This window comes from Verrucomicrobiota bacterium (genome assembly GCA_021413925.1).
Classification (GTDB): Bacteria; Verrucomicrobiota; Verrucomicrobiia; order Chthoniobacterales; family UBA6821; genus UBA6821.
This window is the reverse complement of record JAIOPL010000025.1, coordinates 43,787-62,563: the sequence shown is the minus strand read 5'-3', so window position 1 is coordinate 62,563 and position 18,777 is coordinate 43,787. Positions and strand designations below refer to the sequence as shown.

Here is an 18,777-nt window from a genome sequence, read left to right as displayed (position 1 = left end):
TTTCCCCTCCATATCCATCTCCACTTCCCTCACCCTCCACGGAGTTTCAACTCCTATCGCTCTCGCGTATAATTCAGTGCTTTCCATCCTCTCCACTTACTCTTTTCCATCCCATTTCCCAAGCTAACTGATGAAGAACCTATTTTCTTGCAGGACGCGTTTGCTATGAAGAGGTTCCCCCAGCCACGATGAGAATGGTGGGGTAGATTATGGTTCGTTACGGAAACGGCACGGAAAGCACGCGCGATGTAACGGCCGGGGAAGCAAAGGAAGGGATGCCGCAGAGCTACTGCCACAATAGCTTCTGGACAGACTGGTCAGAATATGAGAGGTTCCGCCTATGATCGCCCACCAGCTCCAAGACGCCAAACAGCACTTTTCCTTCGTTGCGGGAAGAGCCGCCAAAGGAGCACCTCAGCTCGTGACAAAACACGGCAAGCCCTTTGTGGTCATTGTGAGTGCGTCTGATTGGCAGGAAAAGACTGCGTCCAAACGACCCCTCTGGGAGGTCCTCAGGGCCTGCCCCATGGACCTGAATGAACTCCAGATCAGCCGTAGCAAGGAGCTTCCCCGCAAGGTAGCCCTGTGAACTATCTTCTCGACACCAATGTCCTCAGCGAGGCGACGAGGAGCAACCCCGACGCCTGTGTGGCGGAGTGGCTCTCCCGTCGAGCTGCCGGCTCTTGCTTTATCAGCGTCATCTCCACTGCGGAAATCCGGAAAGGGATCCTCCTGCTACCCCGTGGGAAAAAGCGTCAGCAACTGGAAGCCTGGCTTGCCGAAGAGCTGCTGCCGGCCTTTGAGGAGCGCATCCTGACGCTAGGGGAAGAGGAAATGAGCGTGTGGGCAACTCTGCAGGCCGATGCGGAAAAAGCCGGCCATCGACTCCCTGCCATGGACAGCCTGATTGCAGCGACAGCACTCTCTCATGGGCTGACCCTGGCAACCCGTAATACCGATGATTTTTGTCATTGCGGGATACCTGTCCTGAACCCCTGGACACTCAAAAAAGGGTCGGCCTAAAAAAACTCTAACGGTACGCCGTAGCGTATGCGCAGCAGCAACAATCTCCGCCAAGAGTCCAACTCCTACCCTTCTTCGGGTTCTACGTGGACGGTCACATCTTCGAGAGGTAATTCCGAAGTCATCAGCTTATCCTTGACCAGGTGGGAGATGGCATGCCCCTCACGGACAGAGATGTCGCCACCAACCCTGATGTGGAGATCGGCGATGTAGGAGAGGCCACTCTTGCGGATGCGGCATTTCTCGGCGCTGATGACTCCGGGAACGGAGCAGGTGATATTCATCACCGTCTTCTCAGCGTCGGGAGAAACCCGGGCATCCATCACGTCGCCAAGAGAGAGCTTCAACATATTGTAGGAGCTGTAAAAGATCACGACGCAGGCGAAGAGGGCCGCCCAGTCATCGGCCACTTCATAACCACGGCCTCCGAGTAGGCTAATCGAGATGCCGATGAAGGCAGCAATTGAGGTTACGGCATCGGAGCGGTGGTGCCAGGCATCCGCTAGGAGAGCATTGCTTCCAATCTTGCGGGCACGTCGGGCCATGAACTGGTAGAGGGTCTCCTTGAGAGCAATCACCCCGATTAGGATCAGCAGGGTCCATGGGGAGGGGAGGTGAACGGGCGCACCATGCGCGGCGGCGATCAACTGGATGATGCTGTTGTGGGCGATCAGGGCTCCAGCGATGGCCAGAACGAGCGATCCGATGAGAGAGGAAAGGGACTCAGCCTTCCCATGACCATAAGGGTGGTCCTCGTCGGGTGGCTTGGCGGCATATTTCAGGGCTGCCCACATCAGCAGAGAACTAAAGAGGTCGAGAAGTGACTCGATACCATCGGCAATCAAGGCGTTGGAGCGCCCAAGAAGTCCTCCGGCGATCTTGCCTGTCGAGAGTATCAGATTGAGCAGAACGCCGGTGAGAATCACCTTCTGCCCCTCGGCTGCCTTGCGCTGGATATCACCATTCATCCGTTATTCAGTTTTGAAAGCCTCTTTAGTCTCCCGAATATACTCTCGGACTGCTGATTGGAAAGGAGTGGCCAGATCAGCCTTCGGCTTGACAAAAGCAGGGCGGAACCAAGGCTGGAGTCCCAGCAGATCCGGGGTTACGAGAATCTGTCCATCACATTGGGTGCCACTCCCGATACCAATCGTCGGAATGTCCAGTTGTCTACTTATCTCTCCAGCCAGAGTCTCTTCGACAATCTCCAGGACCAGGGCGCAGCATCCGGCTGCCTGAAGAGCAAAGGAGGCCTGAAGGATAGCCTCGGCTTCTGACTCGGTCTTCCCCTTACGATGGTAACCTCCCTCCTCACGGACATGCTGGGGAAGCATCCCGAGATGTCCAATCACTTCAATGCCATTCGAAACAAGCAGGGCGATCTGATCAGGCAGGGGGCCCTCCAGCTTAACGGCATCAGCACCAGCTTCTACGAGCAATCTTGCACTGGCAAGTGCTTGTTCGGGAGTCTGATAGGTATGGAATGGGAGATCTGCTGCCACGGGAGCATGCATGACCCCTCGGCGGACAGCCTTCAGGTGATGGATGATCTCGTCCAGGGTAACATCGATGGTGTCTTTTTGACCTAAAACAACCATGCCCAGAGAATCTCCCACCAGGATCAGATCGATTCCGGACTCGTCCAGAAGACGTGCCGAGGGGTAGTCGTAAGCTGTCAACCATGCCTGGCGATGACCCAGGGCCTTGGATGCAATTAAATTATCCTTTATATTCATTATGCATTGATGGTTAATGATATAAGACTATTTATTACTAATATTTAATAAGTATTCTAGGCAAGTATGAGACCATCCGGGAAGCTGAAGATCTGGCCGAATCTCAGCCAAGGGAGTCAGAACAAAGGCGCGCTCAGGAATTCGAGGATGAGGCAACTCCAACTCCGAGAGACGCAGAGACAATCCGTCACAATACAGGATATCCAGATCAAGGGTGCGAGGTTCATTAATCCCTCGATATTCAGGCCGACCGGATGCCATCTCGAGAGACTGTAGGCGCCGGAGAAGAATCAACGGATCGAGGGATGTCTCAAGCTCCACCACGGCATTCAGAAAGAGGGGCGATCCGGGAGGGCAGTCGATCGGCTCGGTCTCATGCAGCTTGGAGACAAGGAACTCACCCTTCTCATGAAGACTCCGGAGATGACTGATTGCTTCTTTTAATATGGCATTTCTATCGCCCAGATTGGAGCCGAGGGCGATGCCGGCGCGCATAATCTGGTCTCCTGGAAGCGTGAAAGATCAGCGTAAACCGAGCACATCCTGCATATCGTACAGGCCTGACTGGTTTTGCTTGGTATCACGGGCCCATAGGGCAGCGCGGAGAGCTCCTCGGGCAAAGGTCTCTCGACTAGAGGCCCGGTGAATCAACTCCAAGCGATCACCAGGAGCTGCCAGTAGGACTGTATGGTCACCAACGACATCGCCGCCTCGCACTGCATGTACGCCGATTTCGTTCTGGGTACGCTCGCCTGTCATACCGGAACGTCCGTGACGGGTATCCTTTTCGTAATCAAGGTTATAGGCTTCATCCAGCACTTCAACTAGGCGTCGGGCGGTGCCGCTGGGAGCATCTTTCTTGAGGCGATGGTGAACTTCGATCACCTCGGCGTCGTAATCGGGCCCGAGAATCTCGGCAGCCTTCTTGGTTAGCCAGAAGAGGGTATTCACTCCGACGCTATAATTCGGCGAGAAGATGACAGGGATCTTTGCCGAGGCCTCAGTGATCGCCTGACGAACATCATTAGAATGTCCCGTTGTTCCAATGACAATAATCTTGCCTAATTCAACGCATTTCTTGAGAGCTGGTAGTGTTGCATCGGCATGGGTGAAATCAATGAGGGCATCACAACCAGCGATCGCTTCCAAGGACTCTCCGGTATCTATCGTACCCACCAGTTCCAGAGCAGGGATATCCTTGGCAGCGGCAATAAGGGCCTGCCCCATTCTTCCTTTAGATCCGTAAATAACAACTTTAAGTCTATTCATAGTATAGTGTTGCAATTAGATAATCTTGCCCTCTTCAAGGGTCTTCAAGAGAATCCCTTTATTGACGGCAGTCATCTCACAAAGAGGAAGGCGGACATCATCTGCGCAAATTCCCATGACGGCTAGTGCTGTCTTGATAGGTACGGGATTGGGTTCGATGAAGAGATCGCGGAAGAGTGGTGCGTAGAGGGTATGAATTTCCTCTGACTTAGCCAGATCTCCCTTCAGGAAGTTCTGAACAAGCTCCGTTACCTCAGCGGGAATAATATTGGAGGCAACACTGATTACACCGACCCCTCCGGCGGCCATAAAAGGAAATGTTAGGGCGTCGTCACCGGAGAGGATCTGGAAGCTAGGCGGAAGGGCAGCACGTAGCTGATGGACCCGCTCGACATTACCTCCAGCCTCCTTGATCGCCACCACATTCGGACAATCCCCTAGCAGACGGACTACGACCGATACGGGGATTTCGATACCGCAACGTCCCGGGATACTGTAGAGGACGATCGGAATGGAGACTGAGTCGGCAACCTTCTTGAAATGACGGTAGAGGCCCTCAGGAGAGGGCTTGTTGTAGTAGGGAGCTACTAACAGGACGGCATCAGCTCCAAGCTTCTCGGCCTCGATAGTCAGCTCAACAGCCTCTGAGGTGGCATTTGATCCCGTGCCGGCAATGACCAGTACTCTCTTGTCAGCTGCCTTAACAGCAATCTCGATCACCCTGCGGTGCTCCTCATGGCTGAGGGTGGGGGATTCACCAGTTGTGCCCACGGGCACGATGCCGGAGATACCACCTTGGATCTGAGTCTCGATGAGAGCAGTGAGGGCAACTTCGTCAAGGGTGCCATCCTTGAACGGGGTAACAAGCGCAGTATGGGCACCAGCAAAGGAAATCTTAGACATGGAAGCTGAAGTGAAAGGTGAAAAGTGAAAGTTGAAAGGTTAGAGCTTTGAAACGAAGCAATGGGCTCTTTGTCTTCCTAGATGGTCACATTGCCAGTAAAGACGAAATCAGCTGGCCCTGCGAGGGTCACAGCTTCAGGTTGTCCGTTTTGCATTTGGAATCCCACCTCAAGAGTCTCTCCGCCACGAACCTGTACAGAGATGGGAGAGGGGGCCTTAGACAGATGATGATGAATCAATGCAGACGCAACAACGCCGGTACCACAGGCCAGGGTCTCATCCTCAACCCCGCGCTCGTAGGTGCGGATGGACAGAGAGCCAGGAGCCAGAATCTTGACGAAATTGGCATTCGTCCCGGCTGGTGCAAAGCGCTGGTGTTGGCGGAGGGCGCGGCCTAACTCAAAGACCGGGGTCTCCTCGAGGTTCTGTACGAAGGTGACGGCATGGGGAACCCCGGTATTCAGGGAATGCACCTCCAAATCCCGATCCAACACACGCAGCGAGTGGGCCAACTGAAGACTGTGAGGCTCGCTCATGCGGAGACGGACACGGTCATCAGGGAGGAGTTCAGCCGCAAGTATCCCCACCTCGGTCTGGAAGGAGAGACTTCCGGCGGTCAGGGCCAGCAGTCTCGCTGTAAAGCGGGAAAAACACCGGGCTCCATTGCCGCACATCTCGGCCTCACCGCCGTCGGCATTGTAATAGCGCATGCGGGGTAGCTCCGGCGAGCCTTCGAGGGCGATCAGGCCATCGGCTCCGATGCCCCGGTGACGGTCGCAAAGACGCGCGATCTGCTCGCAGGAAAGACTGCGTGAGCCATCACGGTTATCCACCATGACAAAGTCATTTCCGGCACCATTCATCTTGGTGAACTCCAAAGTCATCCCGTAAGTATCATTCGCAATGATCATAATGGAAAGGATGAAGGGGCATTCTCCCGCCGAGGCGCGGCGCAGAGAATTTTAAGAAAACAGCCGAAGGAAGAAATTGGCTAGAGAGAGGATTTCCCCTTTTAGTGAGATGGGCGCGCATAGTATCGCAGTGCTTGGGAATTGTTCTCAGCGTCTCAGCGCCGCTGCGGGAAAAATTTTAACCAGATACGGATTAAAAAACGTCAGCCTTTTGTGCCATGAACTGCCTCGGCAATGGGACGGACAAAGTCAGCAATCTTAGCGGGCAGTTCCGGCGTATCGCCGATCTCAGCAATCCTGCGGACAATGGCACTGCCCACGACCACTCCATCGGCTAGTCCGGCGACCGTTGCTGCCTGTTCAGGATTTGAAATGCCAAATCCGACGGCGACCGGCACCTCCGTGAGGGCACGGATGGCGGCGACCCGTTCGGCAATATCGGTCGAGAGGGTGGTCTGTTCTCCGGTGACTCCTTCACGGGAGACATAATAGATAAAGCCCTCGGAAGCATCCGTGATCTCCTTGAGTCGCTCGGGTGGAGTGGTCGGGGCGATCAGACGGATGGCCTTCAGTCCATGGTCCGATAAGAGCTCGTTATTCCTGGCTGCCTCCTGGGGCGGCAGGTCAAGCAGCAGCAAGCCATCGGCACCCGCCGCGATGGCATCTCTCTGGAACTTCTCAAATCCATAGATATAGACCGGATTCAGGTAGGCAAAGAGGACGATCGGGATTTGGCTGGTCTTGCGGATCTCGCGGACGAGATCGATGATCCCCGGGACTGAGGCTCCTGCGGCCAGGGCGCGCCCAGCCGCCATCTGGATGGTGGCTCCATCCGCCAGAGGGTCTGAGAAGGGAATACCGAGTTCAAGGAGATCGACTCCAGCTTTCTCCATCTCGATGGCGATCTGAGCCGAGGCGCTCAGTGTAGGGTCGCCGCCGGTGATGTAGGCGATCATAGCGGTCCTTCCCTCGGCCTTTAGGCGAGCAAAGAGTGCTTCGATGCGATTAGTGGGGACAGGTTTGGAAGTGCTAGCAGTCATGCAGGAAGTAAGAGATCAAAAGGCCAAATGCGTTAGAAAACAATCCTGTAGGCCCTATTATCTTCCCCATTCAATAACTACAGATAATATATGTCATGAATAGTGGAATACGGAAGATCGCAAGAGCCAATCCACCTAATCAGATGATCTCTTGATAATCTCGATCTCGGCGACCATTGAGTCAGCTTGATCACCCACGGTAGCTGTCTGGCTAGGCCCTCGATAGATGAATCCATCCTTCTGGATAGCTGTCTGAAGACTCCCCGAGAGCTCAGACCATTCCTTACTCTTGATAATGACGACGATGCGGATACGGTCAGTCTCAACAGCTTCCACGTACTGGAGCTTGCGGTCTGATAAGATGTGATGAATCTCATTGGTGGCTCTGGTCATTGATGCAGGAGGCGCCAGAATCTGTATCTCTTTCATTTTGGAGTTTAACTGAGGCAACCTGATGGCGCTTGATGCCGCCCTCTCCAAGCTGGCCCGCAAACTCCCCATGGGGCCAGATGCGTCTCCGCCCACCAAAGAATTCGTCGTCATAAGCGATGATGGAGGATTCGTCTCCCGACCATGGAGGGGCGTGAAACAAGCCTTCGTCAATGCCACTCCCATAGCCATGAAGGGAACCGTCAGCAAAACAATCAGAATCCCCACCAACAAGCCTATCCAGATCCAGGCCTTGGAACGACCGGAGGATTCATCGTTGTCGCTCATCTCACAGAACCCTGCGATCCGCGGATTTAGGAATCAAGTTCAAAGAAAAGAAGCTATCTTAAAAAATCGTCCAGTGATCCTTACTGAATCTTCCAAGAACATTGACCCTGTTCCCCCAGTGCACGATATTCACCGACTGCCCATGTCTGTTCAGCATATCCGCAACTTCTGCATCATCGCCCATATTGATCACGGGAAGACCACCCTGTCCGACCGTCTTCTGGAGGTCACCAACACGATCGCCAACCGTGACAAGCAGGAGCAAGTTCTGGACTCTATGGATCTGGAGCGCGAGCGCGGCATCACGATCAAGTCTCACCCGGTCTCCATGCAGTACCTGGCCAAGAATGGTCAGGAGTACACTCTCAACCTCATGGACACTCCCGGCCATGTGGATTTCGCCTACGAGGTCTCCCGCAGCCTCGCCGCCTGCGAGGGTGCCATCCTTGTTGTGGACGCGGCTCAGGGAGTAGAGGCCCAGACCATGGCCAATATCCATCTGGCCCATAAACAGGGCCTGACGATTATCCCGGTCATTAACAAAATCGACCTGCCTAACGCGGATCTTCCAGCGGTCAAAAAACAGCTGGAGGACCTCCTGGCCATCCCCGCCGAGGAGGCGATCCCCGCTAGTGCCAAGGCAGGCATCGGAATCGTCGAAATTCTGGAGGCCGTGGTTCAGCGCGTCCCCCCACCCCCTGAGGGAGATGGCACCCTGAGAGCTCTTGTCTTTGATTCCCTCTTCGATACCTACCGAGGAGTTGTCAGCTATATCCGTGTCTTTTCGGGAAATCTCAAAGCTGGAACCCAGGTGAAGCTCATGTCGACCAACCAGTCCTATGAGGTCAAGGAGGTCGGCATCTTTACCCCGAAGATGACTGCCACGGGTGCGATGGGCCCGGGCGATGTCGGCTACTTCATCGGGAATATCAAGAGCACTGCCGAGATCAAGATCGGCGACACCTTGACTGATTCCAAGAAACCGGCCTCAGAACCCCTCCCCGGCTTCAAGAAAGTTCAGCCGATGGTCTTCAGCGGCATCTACCCGATCAACACAGCCGACTTTGAGCCACTCAAGACGGCCATGGGCAAGCTCCAGATCAACGATGCCGCCTTCAACTACATGCCCGAGAGTTCCGTCGCTCTGGGCTTTGGCTTCCGATGCGGCTTCCTAGGACTCCTTCACATGGAGATCATCGTTGAGCGCCTGCGTCGTGAGTACGACATGGATATCATCGCGACCTATCCGAGCGTCGTCTACGAGGTGATCAAGACCAATGGTGATCTCCTCATGGTCGACAACCCCGCCAACCTCCCCGACATGAGTGTCGTCGAGGAGATCCGCGAACCTGTCGTGAAATGCTTTGTCATGATCCCGAACGAAAACATCGGCGACATCATGCAGATCATGATGGAGAAGCGTGGCATCGTGGAGAGCACCGACTCGATCGACACCCGGCGCGTCATGATCACCGCCGTCCTTCCTCTCAACGAGATCTTGGTCGACTTCCACGACAAGATCAAATCCGTCACCCGCGGATACGGTTCCCTTGACTACGAGCCTGCAGGCTACAGACCAGACCGCATGGTCAAGCTCGAGATGCTCGTCAATGGAGAGCCCGTGGATGCCTTCTCTAGCATCGTCCATCGGGACAAGGCCGAAGCCCGCGGCCGTTCACTTGCTGCAAAGCTCAAGGATGTCATTCCCGTTCAGATGTATCAGGTCGCCATCCAGGCCGCCGTCGGCGGCAAGATCGTGGCCAGGGAGAGTATCGGTGCCATGCGCAAGAACGTGACCGCCAAGTGCTACGGAGGCGACATCACCCGCAAGCGCAAGCTCCTCGAGAAGCAGAAAGAGGGTAAGAAGAGGATGAAGGCGATCGGGCAGGTGAATATTCCCCAAGAAGCCTTCATCGAGGTGCTGAAAACAAACTGATTTGTCTTCAGCGGCTCGCAATTTCTAGCACTGGCTTTGTTGGACTGCAGTTCGCTGCAGGCTAGCTATATTCTCTGCAACTTGCTTCGCCTAATCCCAAGAAAGCACTCAGTGGGCGAAAATTAATCCTTGGGAGCCGTCTGAATATTCACTTCAGTAGTCCAGATTCTATAGCGTACTTCCACATCGTTCGGCACGTAAACCACCAGCGGGAGGCGGCTGTTGTAGCGGAGGAGTTCAGGCTCCCCTCCGAGGGTGATGTATCGATCGACCTTTGGCTCGCTCGGATCGACGGCCATGAGGGTTCCGGCCATCGGGCCGAGGGATTTCAGAATGTAGCGGTCGTAGCCCCAACCCGTGATCGTTTCGGTCTCAAGCTTCCCACCAAAGAAGTAACGGTTCTGGGGATCAAGCTTCACGGTCTTGCCAACAAGGAGTTGAACTTTCAGGAGTTCCTCGTCCTTCCGGGGTGGAAGCATGATCACGAAGCGGCTCATCCCCTCCCCTGCGGGTGGGAAGGCTTTGAGTTCCTTGCCTGCATTGTAACTGACATCTTCCGGAATGAGGCATGACCCAGTGGATGCTAAAAGCCAAAAGAGGCATAGAATGCCGCTCAATCTTAATGAAGCCTTTCTTGAAACCTTTCCGGATCTCTTGAGTTCCATATTTTTTACTTGGGGGATGGTGCCGGAGATGATGACGGAGCAGGCTTGATCGGATCCATCCTAGCGATCCATGCCAGAAGAATCCCCCGTTGAGAGGATGTGGTGAAGTGAAGTAGTCCCCAACGTAGTAGTGATGCTCCGTGGGCGGGATCTCCCTGCTTCTCGAAGCATCGAGCACCCTCAAGCAGTAAGCGGAACTGGACAGGATTTTCCTTGGCCAGCTTATAAGCTAAGGCAAAGCTGGCCTCCGCCGCCGGAAGAACCCCAGCATCCATCTGGGCGGCTCCCAGAGCCTCAAGGTAAAGGCTCTGCCCACCCTGTTTGGCCCGGGCGACAAGATCCCCGGCCGACTGAAGCACATCCCCGTTATGGGCAAGAATGATCCTGCGATAATCGGTCCAGACGCTCTTTGAGGGAGATGTACTGTCGGCCTGAGCAAAGCAGGCATAGGGACGGTAGAGGGGATCACCCACCAGGATGCTCATCCAAGAGAGTACGGGCTGGGCAGCATAGTAACTCTCGGCCAGATTGGATCCGGAAAGCAGGCTGGAACTCAGGATGCCGAAGTCGGTGGTGAAAGCCAGGTAAGGCTCATAGACATTCCCCACGGAGGCGCTGGCCCCATGTTGGATTAGCGGGCCGGTCCATCCCTTGAGCGGATCATGCAAGGTGGTGGCGCTGAAGGAATGCAAATGCGCGGCCACGGCTCCCGGCACGAACCGGAAGAAAGCATCCGCGAATGGGCCGTCGATATTCTCGGAGTACCAGCCGTAATAAGCGGCGGCATCAGTGACCGGAAATCCTGATTGGTAAGTATCGGGCAGGTCATCCGTGATCACCGGGATGCCGTAACGCCTCATGGCCGCGCCGGCGGCCCTGATCCAGTTGTCCCCCTGCACATATCCGGCAGAGGTGATGGAACGAAGATCGATATATCCCCACCCCCAAAGGCCCTCTTTCTCTGCCCGGATACCATTCAGAACCATGGATCTGACGGCCTCTACGCTCGGAGCGTCGAGCCGAGCCACGAAGAGCAGGGCCGGAGGCACCTGGGAGTTGAAGATGGATTGCGAGGCGTTGTTGCAGATGGGGTTCTTGAGCACGCCCGAGATCTGCGGTGAAAAGAGTCCCAGTATAGAGAGCTCCGAGTCGACAGATGCGGCATTTACAGTGCCGACTGGAGCAGGCTGGATCTGTGAATCACCGGGATAGTCGGCGCATTCCTTGATCTTCAAGGGGATACCGCGGATCACAGCAGCATAACGAATGCTCGAGGCGATCACGATGGGACGGTTCATCATGTCCCTAGTGACGCTCCAATACCCGCGCCTCACTAGTTCCTGCCTGAGCGGCGTAGCGATGGAGGTGTCGTAATCGTTCCGGGTAATCTCCTCCGCATTTGTTGTCGAAAGGGGGATCTCATGCGAGGGATCAATCTCTCGTGCTGAACAGTAGAAGTCGGCCAACACCTTGGAGTCGGGATCATTCGCATTATAAATCACCACGGTCGCGGCCGCATCCTCCTGGGGAGTTGCTGCAGATAGCTGGCCACAATTCAGAAAGACTGCAACCAGGAGGAATCCAGGCAATAGGTGAAAGATCCGTTTCATACTCATGCCTGCCTTGCTTCACCCAACTTCACGCGGAGGCCATCATAGGCAAGATGGAATCCCGGAGGCAGTTCCTGCTGCTTCGCAGCATGGGAAACCTCATGACATAAATGGATGAACAAGGTGCTTGCTGGCCCGACTGATCTAGCTGCAACAATGGCCTGATCGAAATTCATGTGTGTAGGATGAGGTCTATCTCTTAGGGCGTCCAGCACCAGTAGCTCGGCGCCCCGGGCGGCCTCGACAGCCGCAGTCGGCAGTTCTGAACAGTCGGTGAAGTAGGCTAGTAACTTCCGACCATTCCTATGAAAAACATAGCCTGTGGTGGTGAATTTCCCGTGCGGCAGGTCGACGGGGACCACGGTCGTCTCGCCCAGTTGAAAAGGACCCCGGATCAGATTCGGGGCAAGGCGGAGATAATTTTTCCAAGTCTGAGGTTCATCAAAAGCATAACGGAAGGTATTTCTGAGCCCCTCCATCGTCTCTGCGGAGGCATAAATAGGCATTTCCTTATCATCCATTTCGCAGAAGCGTCTCATGTCGTCGAATCCCATGATGTGATCCGTATGGGCATGCGTGATCAGGGCCGCATCCAGTCTGGTAATCCCCTCCCGAAGGCACTGCATTCGGAACTCAGGGGCGGTATCGATCACGAAATGGAAGTCAGGAGCTTTCACCAAGAGAGAAGTGCGACCGCGTTGATCCCTAGGATCAGAAGAACAACAGACGGGGCAGTCGCAGCCAATGATGGGAACACCCTGGGAGGTACCTGTGCCAAGAAAGGTGATTTCCAACGAATCCATGAGACTTTATCCCGCAGAGGCGCAGAGACGCTGAGTATAATCCTTCAATTCCATGGATGCAGACGGCAATCCGGTTTTTGAGAAGTACTCTGTTTTCGTGAACTGAGTGATGACAGATTCAAACAATTGAATGCGAAACACATTCCATTTCATTCATTTATTCTCTGCGCCTCTGCGCCTCTGCGCGAGTCTGTTTTCTTTCGGGGCACCAATTGAGCGCTTCAACTTCCCTCCCCCCGGTGGCATAGTAGCCGCCATGTCGGCCATGCTCCGATCTCTCCGAATCCGCAATCTAGCCCTTGTTGAGGAGCTGGAATGGGATCTTCCTGCCGGTTTCACAGCCGTGACCGGCGAGACCGGCGCCGGAAAATCGATTATCCTAGGAGCACTCAAATTCCTGCTAGGCGAAAGGGCGGACCGAGGGGTAGTCAGAGCCGGCGCATCGTCTGCGGGGATCGAGGCGCTCTTCTCACTGGAGGAGACTCGTGAGATCGATTCACTACTAGAGGAATCCGGCATCGATCCCTGTCAGGAGGGAGAACTGATTCTGAAAAGAACCATCGCCGCTGAGGGGAGCAACACGATGGGAAGGCAGTTCATCAACGGCAGTCCCTGCAATCTCTCGGTCCTCAAGGAACTCGGCACTCGTCTCGTCGATCTGCACGGCCCCCATGATCACCAATCCCTGTTCTCACGACGTGAGCAGACCCTGCTGCTGGACCGTTACTGCGAGGCACTTCCGCTGAGAGAAGTCTATCTGGAACGGCGCGCTGATGTGGCCTCAACCAAACGTCATCTGGATGAACTCGAGGCCTCGGCCGGTGGTGGGGATCGCATCGAACAACTGCGGCTCGAAGTCGGGGAGATCAACTCCGCCAATCTGGTCGAAGAGGAAGAAGAGACGCTGAACGCCCGATACAAAGCCGCCTCGAATAGTCGCCGCCTGATCGAACTCTCAGCCTCCTCGATCGAGCGTCTCGATGACGAGGAACGGGGAGCGAGTTTGGCGCTCTCGGAGTCAGCCCGACTTCTCAGGGAACTCGGTCGGTTGGATGACCGCTCCGTCCCGCATCTGGAGACACTGGAGAGGATCACGGGCGATCTTGATTCCCTGATCTCGGATCTTCGTGATTATGCGGAGACCATAGAGGTCGATGCCGGTGAACTCCATCAGCTCGAGGAGCGTCTGAACCTAATCTCCACGTTGCGGCGAAAGTACGGCCCGGCGCTTTCCGACGTGATTGCCAGGGGTGAGGCCTCAGCCGCCCTACTCGATAAACTCTCGGGGTACGCGGAACTGAAATCTGCCGCCGAACAGCATCTCTCCGAAGCACAGAGTAAGCTTCAATCAGCAGCCGAAAAGCTTGGAGCGAAACGCGCACAGGGAGCTGGCAAGCTTGCCAAGCTCGTGGCTAGGGAACTGGCCGACCTAGGGTTCAAGCAGGCTGGATTTGAAATCACTCTTGAGAAGCAGGCAGAGTACGGCCTTGACGGAGGTGAGGTTGCAGAGTTCCTCTTTGCTCCGAATCCGGGTGAACCCGTACAGAACCTCCGATCCATCGCTTCCAGCGGAGAAATCTCCCGCGTGATGCTGGCGCTCAAGTCAGCACTTGCCGCGCAGGACAAGATTCCGCTTCTGGTCTTCGACGAGATCGATGCCAATGTCGGAGGCGAGATCGCCACCAAAGTTGCGGCCAAGATGAGGGAACTTGGGGCCGGCCACCAGGTCCTCTGCATCACTCACCTTCCTCAGGTCGCAGCGGCTGCAGCGACGCAGTTCATGGTGATAAAATCCGTCCAAGAGGGACGGACCGAAACAACCCTCTCTTCGGTCGAAGGATCCGATCGCATCTCCGAGATCGCCAGAATGCTGGGAGGGGTGAGCGAATCCGCAAAGGCCCACGCTGAGGCGCTGATTCGGGTATCCATTGGCTAGCGTTGATTTCAGCGGACAGCACTGAGTAACGCACCGGTCATGGCACTTTATTATCTCAAGGAATCAGATGACGGGGGGACGCCTGCGGCTCCCTCTGCATTAGTCAAATCCAAGGACATCAGCTCCCCTATCCTGAGCATCGCCTTTGGTGCGATCATTCTGCTCGCCACATTTGTTCAAATGCTCGGCCTGACGTGGCCGTTCGAGGAACATCTCCTCCTTTCTCTCCCTCCATCAATACTGCCAAATTATCCCCCAACACCCGCCATCAGACCGCTTGAACTTCCGGCCACTAACGGGAACTTGGCATCCCTCGACGTCGCTATGGCTCTGCGTGGTTTGGGCAAACTCCATCCGGCACGGATCCTGATCGCAGGGAAAGTGACCTCGGATAAGGAATCAGAGCAACTCCTGCTGGGAGTTCTCAATACGATCCGCGCCGAGGGAATTGACATTATCCAAACCCAGGAGTCTTCGCCTGCAGCAGAGTACCATTCTATCCCCCTTTGCCGCTATAATCTCCCCTACTGGATCAGTGATCCCTTGAGGTTGGAAAGCGTGCCCGGAAAAATATCAAATAAGGGCCAGTATTGCTTTCTGCCAGCTTCAGCAGATCCCTCGGGTGGTCTCCAACTCTTTGCCGAAACGAATCATGGCGAAATCGTCGGATCCATCTGGTGGGAGATTTTTCGGGAAATCTCCCGGTTGGGATCCATGAAACCTTCCCCGGACATTTCTCCTGTCTGGCTTCTCGGAGGAAGGCTTCTTGTGTTTCCGGAACGATCCCCGGTTTTCCTTACAAATCGCGGATCCCTTCCCCTCAAGGAGAGCAGATCCAACAAGGTCAAATCCCCTACCCCTAGACTTGAGGACTTCCTTCTCGGAATTGAGCAGAAAGAGCGTGGGGAGAAATCGGCCCCTTTCGACATGCAGTGGAATGACGGCCTCGTGGTCCTGTGTCACGAAGGTGACCTATCTTCCCTTGCAACTCTTCAGCAAATGGAGTCGCAACGTGCTTGGAGGCATCTTTCCTGGATTTCCCAGATCGTTCTCGGTGCGGGATGCATGATACTGCTCCTCATCGGTGTACGGGCAGGCAGGACACCATCACTGATCCTGGCGGTGCTAGTGACTGTTGCAACGCTTGCCGCCACAATGCTCGCCTTACGTCACGGTATACTTATTCCGTGGCTGGCCCCTGCCTTCGTCACCCTGGGACTGCTGGTCCGAGAAACGCTTCCCAGATTTCCTAGATCTCCTAGATAAAGGGTAAGAGAGGGTACTTCTTCCCGAGGACCATTTCGCTCGGCGCTCCGAGCCATTTCTCAAGAGCCGTGGCATAGACGGAACGAAAGTCCGTGCCGAACTTGAGATCGCCGTCGTGCAGATCGGTCAGGCTTGGATAGTTACCGTAAAGACCGGGCTTCACTCCCCCTCCCATGACGAAGAGTGGTGCGGCGGCTCCGTGATCCGTACCGCCACTGGCGTTCTCGGAAACACGGCGACCGAACTCGCTGAAGGAAATCATCAGAACGCGGTTGAAATTCCCCTGAGCCTTCAGATCCTGCGCAAAGGCGGATGTTGCCATGCTCAGATCGTTCATAAGACGCTCATGAGAGGGCAACTGGTTCGCATGCGTGTCGAACCCTCCCTGAGAAACGTAATAGACGCGTGTTGGCAATCCTCCGGCAATCAGGCGACCGACCAGATTGAGGTTGTTCCCGAGCTGTGACTGCGGGTAGTTGACCGAGCTCTTGGTCTTCCGAGTGATAGCAAGGATCTTGTCACTGCTCATCTGCGCACCAAGAGCTGTCCTCTGGAGGAACTCGACGGTGCTCCCTTCGTCGTCCGCCGGTCCGGAGATCATCCCGATCGAACCTCCTGAATTCTCACTCAGGGAACTGTGTCCCGCATCGGCAAGCTGGTTCATTTGCCTCATGAACATGTCGGCTGAGGCCGGATCGCTCGCAGCATCGCTCATATAGCGGAACTGCTCGGGATTACTGAATGCCACCCCCTTGGGTATCGGTGAGGCAAAAGCCTGGGGAGTCTGTCCGCCGATCGCCACCCCCACCGTGGAGGGGTCAGTTCCCTGGCAGCAGTTATCAAAATATTTTCCAAGCCATCCTTCAGACTCGTTCTTGTCTGCATCACTTCCTGTCTGCCAGATCTCGGTCGATCGGAAGTGTGAGCGATTAGGATTAGGGTAACCGACGCCTTGCACCATGCCTAGGCAGCCCTGAGCGTAGAGATCATGGAGGCCGGTCAGCTTCGGATGAAGACCTGCATAGTCGCTGATCCTGAGGACGCCCGTCTTTGGAATAGCGATTTTTGGGCGAGCCTTGTAGTAAGCGTCATCCCCGTAGGGAATGAGTGTGTTCATCCCATCGTTGCCACCTGCCAGTTGGAGCACGATCAGGATAGTGCCATCCTTACCCGTCGTGATCTGTCCAGGAGTGGCAGCGGCCATGGTGTCGAGACAGAGAAAGGTCTTCTCCAGAAAGAGAGGAACCGTGTAGGCAAGGGCACCTCCTAGAACCGATGTCCTGAGAAAGTCACGCCGAGTATGGAGGGGTTGATCTTTGGGGGATTTCATGGGAAGGAGGGATGAAAGGTGAAACCTGAAACCTGAAGAATATGAAGGTAGTTACTGGATCGGATGAAATCGATATATCAACTTGGCACGAAATATTTGAGAATCTGATAAAAACTTACTTGATTTCATAAGGCCGCACTTTATTTCAGCTTTCAAGTTTCAGCTCTCATCCTTTTCACTTATGTCAGTTGGTAGTCGGGGGTGCTCATCATGAGCTGCATGAGATCGCGGACGACATTATCGGAATAAGGTGTTGGGTGTTTTTCCAGATAGGTCAGGTAGGTGGCGCGATCCTTGATAGGAAGCGGGTAGTTGAACACCCGAAATGCCAGTTCATCCAGAAGCTGGTCGGAGCTCCCCCGGAGGCTTAACGGGGCGATTGTTTCCAGAGGAATCACCGCGATCTTGGTATTGCCGCCACCCAGGATGCGAGCCTTCCCACTGAGCAGATAGGCTGCCAGGTTGTAACGATAGAGTAGACTGGAGGCGCTGATCCATGAACGCCCTCCATCCCAGCCCTTGACGTTCGGCGGAGCGAAAACAACCTGACCCAGCGAGGAGAGGGAGTTTTCCAGCACTCGCTCATCCGGAAGAGGGATCTCCAGCATCTTGGTTGTCTGCATGATCCATTGCACTGGACTCTTAATCTGGTGATGGACGACCTTAGGCGAATAGAAGACAGAGCTGCTGAAGATCTTTTGGAGGGTTGCCCCGATATCATAACCGTTGGAGAGCAGGAGTTCTGCCACGGCGCTGAGGGTTGCTTCAGGAGGATTCTCAGCCACGAAAAAGACCCAGAGTTTTTTTCCAATGAACCGAGCGCACTGGGGTTGAGCCACGATCGCATCGATGATGTCATCACCTGATAAGTTTCCCGTCTTGTCGAAAAACGTCTTCGTGCCGGGATCAAAATCCCTTTCCTGAAAGTGAAACTGGCCGGTCTCGTAATTGATGCGGTATCCGGTGAAGGCACGGGCTGATTCCTGGATATCCCTCTCTGTGTAATGACCCTCACCCAAGGAGAAGAGTTCCATGATCTCACGGGCAAAGTTCTCGTTGGGATGGTCCTTGCGACTCTGACCGAGATCGAGCCACCGGATCATGGCCGGATCGCGTGACAAGGCCTTGAGCATATCGGGAAACTTCCCGAGGGCGTAACGGCGAAGCGTATCGTTCTGCTGCCACATCAGGTAGGGATCATTCACCTTCTGATTGCTGGTGGCGAAGTGACCGTGCCAGAAGAGGGTGGCCTTTTCCTGTAGGGGGGCGGCTGTGTAGCGCATCCTATTTAGCCACCAGAGGCGGAGATCGAGCATCGATGCGGCCTCCACTTTGCGTAACTCCTTCACTACTGTCTTGCGCTCGTCCTCCGTGAGTGCCGCTTTTTCACGCCGCTTGTACTCGAGGCGTTGATCCGGCATGAGTAACTCGGGTCTCGGAAACAGATCACTGTCATCATCAGCCTGGATAAAGGTGGCCACAGCCTTTTCCGGCCCCATTCTGACTAGTGCATCTATCTCCGAAGGAGTGCCTCCAAAGCCTGCCCTATCAAGCAGATGTGCAGCCATCTTGCGATCCCAGAGCTTTTCGGGAAACGGGGAGAACATCAGTTACTACAACACCATGTCCTTT

Annotated in this window: 17 protein-coding genes and 1 pseudogene; 5 read left to right on the top strand and 13 right to left on the bottom strand. The window is 55.0% G+C overall.

The features are described 5' to 3' along the window. The first annotated feature begins 340 nt into the window (after nucleotides 1-340). Both K8R57_09840 and K8R57_09835 read left to right on the top strand, forming a co-directional pair. A pseudogene (locus tag K8R57_09840) lies at nucleotides 341-589 on the top strand (type II toxin-antitoxin system prevent-host-death family antitoxin). Beyond that, nucleotides 586-1,023, top strand: coding sequence for a type II toxin-antitoxin system VapC family toxin (locus K8R57_09835; GenBank protein MCE9588600.1), 438 nt, complete (start codon nucleotides 586-588; stop codon nucleotides 1,021-1,023). The pseudogene K8R57_09840 and the gene K8R57_09835 overlap by 4 nt, the downstream one beginning before the upstream one ends. Before the next feature lie 65 nt (nucleotides 1,024-1,088). Here K8R57_09835 and K8R57_09830 read toward each other — a convergent pair whose 3' ends face one another. From K8R57_09830 to K8R57_09795, 8 genes are all read right to left on the bottom strand, one after another. Next, nucleotides 1,089-1,991, bottom strand: a complete 903-nt coding sequence (locus K8R57_09830; protein ID MCE9588599.1) for a cation diffusion facilitator family transporter — start codon at nucleotides 1,989-1,991, stop codon at nucleotides 1,089-1,091. A gap of 3 nt (nucleotides 1,992-1,994) precedes the next feature. Next, nucleotides 1,995-2,759, bottom strand: a complete 765-nt coding sequence (gene panB, locus K8R57_09825; protein MCE9588598.1) for a 3-methyl-2-oxobutanoate hydroxymethyltransferase — start codon at nucleotides 2,757-2,759, stop codon at nucleotides 1,995-1,997. A gap of 27 nt (nucleotides 2,760-2,786) precedes the next feature. Then, nucleotides 2,787-3,254, bottom strand: a complete 468-nt coding sequence (gene folK, locus K8R57_09820; protein MCE9588597.1) for a 2-amino-4-hydroxy-6-hydroxymethyldihydropteridine diphosphokinase — start codon at nucleotides 3,252-3,254, stop codon at nucleotides 2,787-2,789. A gap of 27 nt (nucleotides 3,255-3,281) precedes the next feature. Next, nucleotides 3,282-4,028, bottom strand: a complete 747-nt coding sequence (gene dapB / locus K8R57_09815) for a 4-hydroxy-tetrahydrodipicolinate reductase (protein ID MCE9588596.1) — start codon at nucleotides 4,026-4,028, stop codon at nucleotides 3,282-3,284. A 15-nt stretch (nucleotides 4,029-4,043) separates the two neighbouring features. Beyond that, nucleotides 4,044-4,931, bottom strand: coding sequence for a 4-hydroxy-tetrahydrodipicolinate synthase (gene dapA / locus K8R57_09810; GenBank protein ID MCE9588595.1), 888 nt, complete (start codon nucleotides 4,929-4,931; stop codon nucleotides 4,044-4,046). A 77-nt stretch (nucleotides 4,932-5,008) separates the two neighbouring features. Next, nucleotides 5,009-5,815: a diaminopimelate epimerase gene (gene dapF / locus K8R57_09805; protein MCE9588594.1), complete on the bottom strand. Its 807-nt coding sequence runs from the start codon at nucleotides 5,813-5,815 to the stop codon at nucleotides 5,009-5,011. 230 nt (nucleotides 5,816-6,045) lie between these two features. Next, nucleotides 6,046-6,882, bottom strand: coding sequence for a tryptophan synthase subunit alpha (gene trpA, locus K8R57_09800; protein ID MCE9588593.1), 837 nt, complete (start codon nucleotides 6,880-6,882; stop codon nucleotides 6,046-6,048). 135 nt (nucleotides 6,883-7,017) lie between these two features. After that, nucleotides 7,018-7,599: a hypothetical protein gene (locus tag K8R57_09795; protein MCE9588592.1), complete on the bottom strand. Its 582-nt coding sequence runs from the start codon at nucleotides 7,597-7,599 to the stop codon at nucleotides 7,018-7,020. 142 nt (nucleotides 7,600-7,741) lie between these two features. Between K8R57_09795 and lepA the strand changes: the two genes are divergently transcribed. After that, nucleotides 7,742-9,535 (top strand): translation elongation factor 4, encoded by a 1,794-nt coding sequence (lepA, locus tag K8R57_09790; GenBank protein MCE9588591.1) that lies wholly within the window; start codon nucleotides 7,742-7,744, stop codon nucleotides 9,533-9,535. 122 nt (nucleotides 9,536-9,657) lie between these two features. On the opposite strand, the gene K8R57_09785 is transcribed toward lepA, so the two are convergent. Genes K8R57_09785 through K8R57_09775 form a run of 3 tightly spaced genes read right to left on the bottom strand, consistent with a single transcriptional unit; the run spans nucleotide 9,658 to nucleotide 12,613 of the window. Continuing rightward, on the bottom strand, nucleotides 9,658-10,200 hold the full coding sequence (locus tag K8R57_09785) for an ecotin family protein (protein ID MCE9588590.1): 543 nt from the start codon (nucleotides 10,198-10,200) through the stop codon (nucleotides 9,658-9,660). Between the two features lie 5 nt (nucleotides 10,201-10,205). Then, entirely contained in the window at nucleotides 10,206-11,810 is a 1,605-nt protein-coding gene (locus tag K8R57_09780; protein ID MCE9588589.1) for a TIGR03790 family protein, read from the bottom strand. A gap of 2 nt (nucleotides 11,811-11,812) precedes the next feature. Beyond that, nucleotides 11,813-12,613 carry an MBL fold metallo-hydrolase gene (locus K8R57_09775; GenBank protein MCE9588588.1) on the bottom strand — a complete coding sequence of 267 codons (801 nt, stop codon included), beginning with the start codon at nucleotides 12,611-12,613 and terminating at the stop codon, nucleotides 11,813-11,815. A gap of 256 nt (nucleotides 12,614-12,869) precedes the next feature. Between K8R57_09775 and recN the strand changes: the two genes are divergently transcribed. Both recN and K8R57_09765 read left to right on the top strand, forming a co-directional pair. Next, on the top strand, nucleotides 12,870-14,549 hold the full coding sequence (gene recN, locus K8R57_09770) for a DNA repair protein RecN (GenBank protein ID MCE9588587.1): 1,680 nt from the start codon (nucleotides 12,870-12,872) through the stop codon (nucleotides 14,547-14,549). Between the two features lie 39 nt (nucleotides 14,550-14,588). After that, entirely contained in the window at nucleotides 14,589-15,815 is a 1,227-nt protein-coding gene (locus K8R57_09765) for a hypothetical protein (protein ID MCE9588586.1), read from the top strand. Here K8R57_09765 and K8R57_09760 read toward each other — a convergent pair. Together K8R57_09760 and K8R57_09755 are read right to left on the bottom strand one after the other, a co-directional pair. Continuing rightward, nucleotides 15,808-17,145, bottom strand: coding sequence for a DUF1501 domain-containing protein (locus K8R57_09760; GenBank protein MCE9588585.1), 1,338 nt, complete (start codon nucleotides 17,143-17,145; stop codon nucleotides 15,808-15,810). The two genes, K8R57_09765 and K8R57_09760, sit on opposite strands and share 8 nt — an antisense overlap. Before the next feature lie 179 nt (nucleotides 17,146-17,324). Beyond that, complete coding sequence (locus K8R57_09755) at nucleotides 17,325-18,752, bottom strand: DUF1800 domain-containing protein (protein ID MCE9588584.1); 1,428 nt, start codon at nucleotides 18,750-18,752, stop codon at nucleotides 17,325-17,327. Between the last annotated feature and the right edge of the window lie 25 nt (nucleotides 18,753-18,777).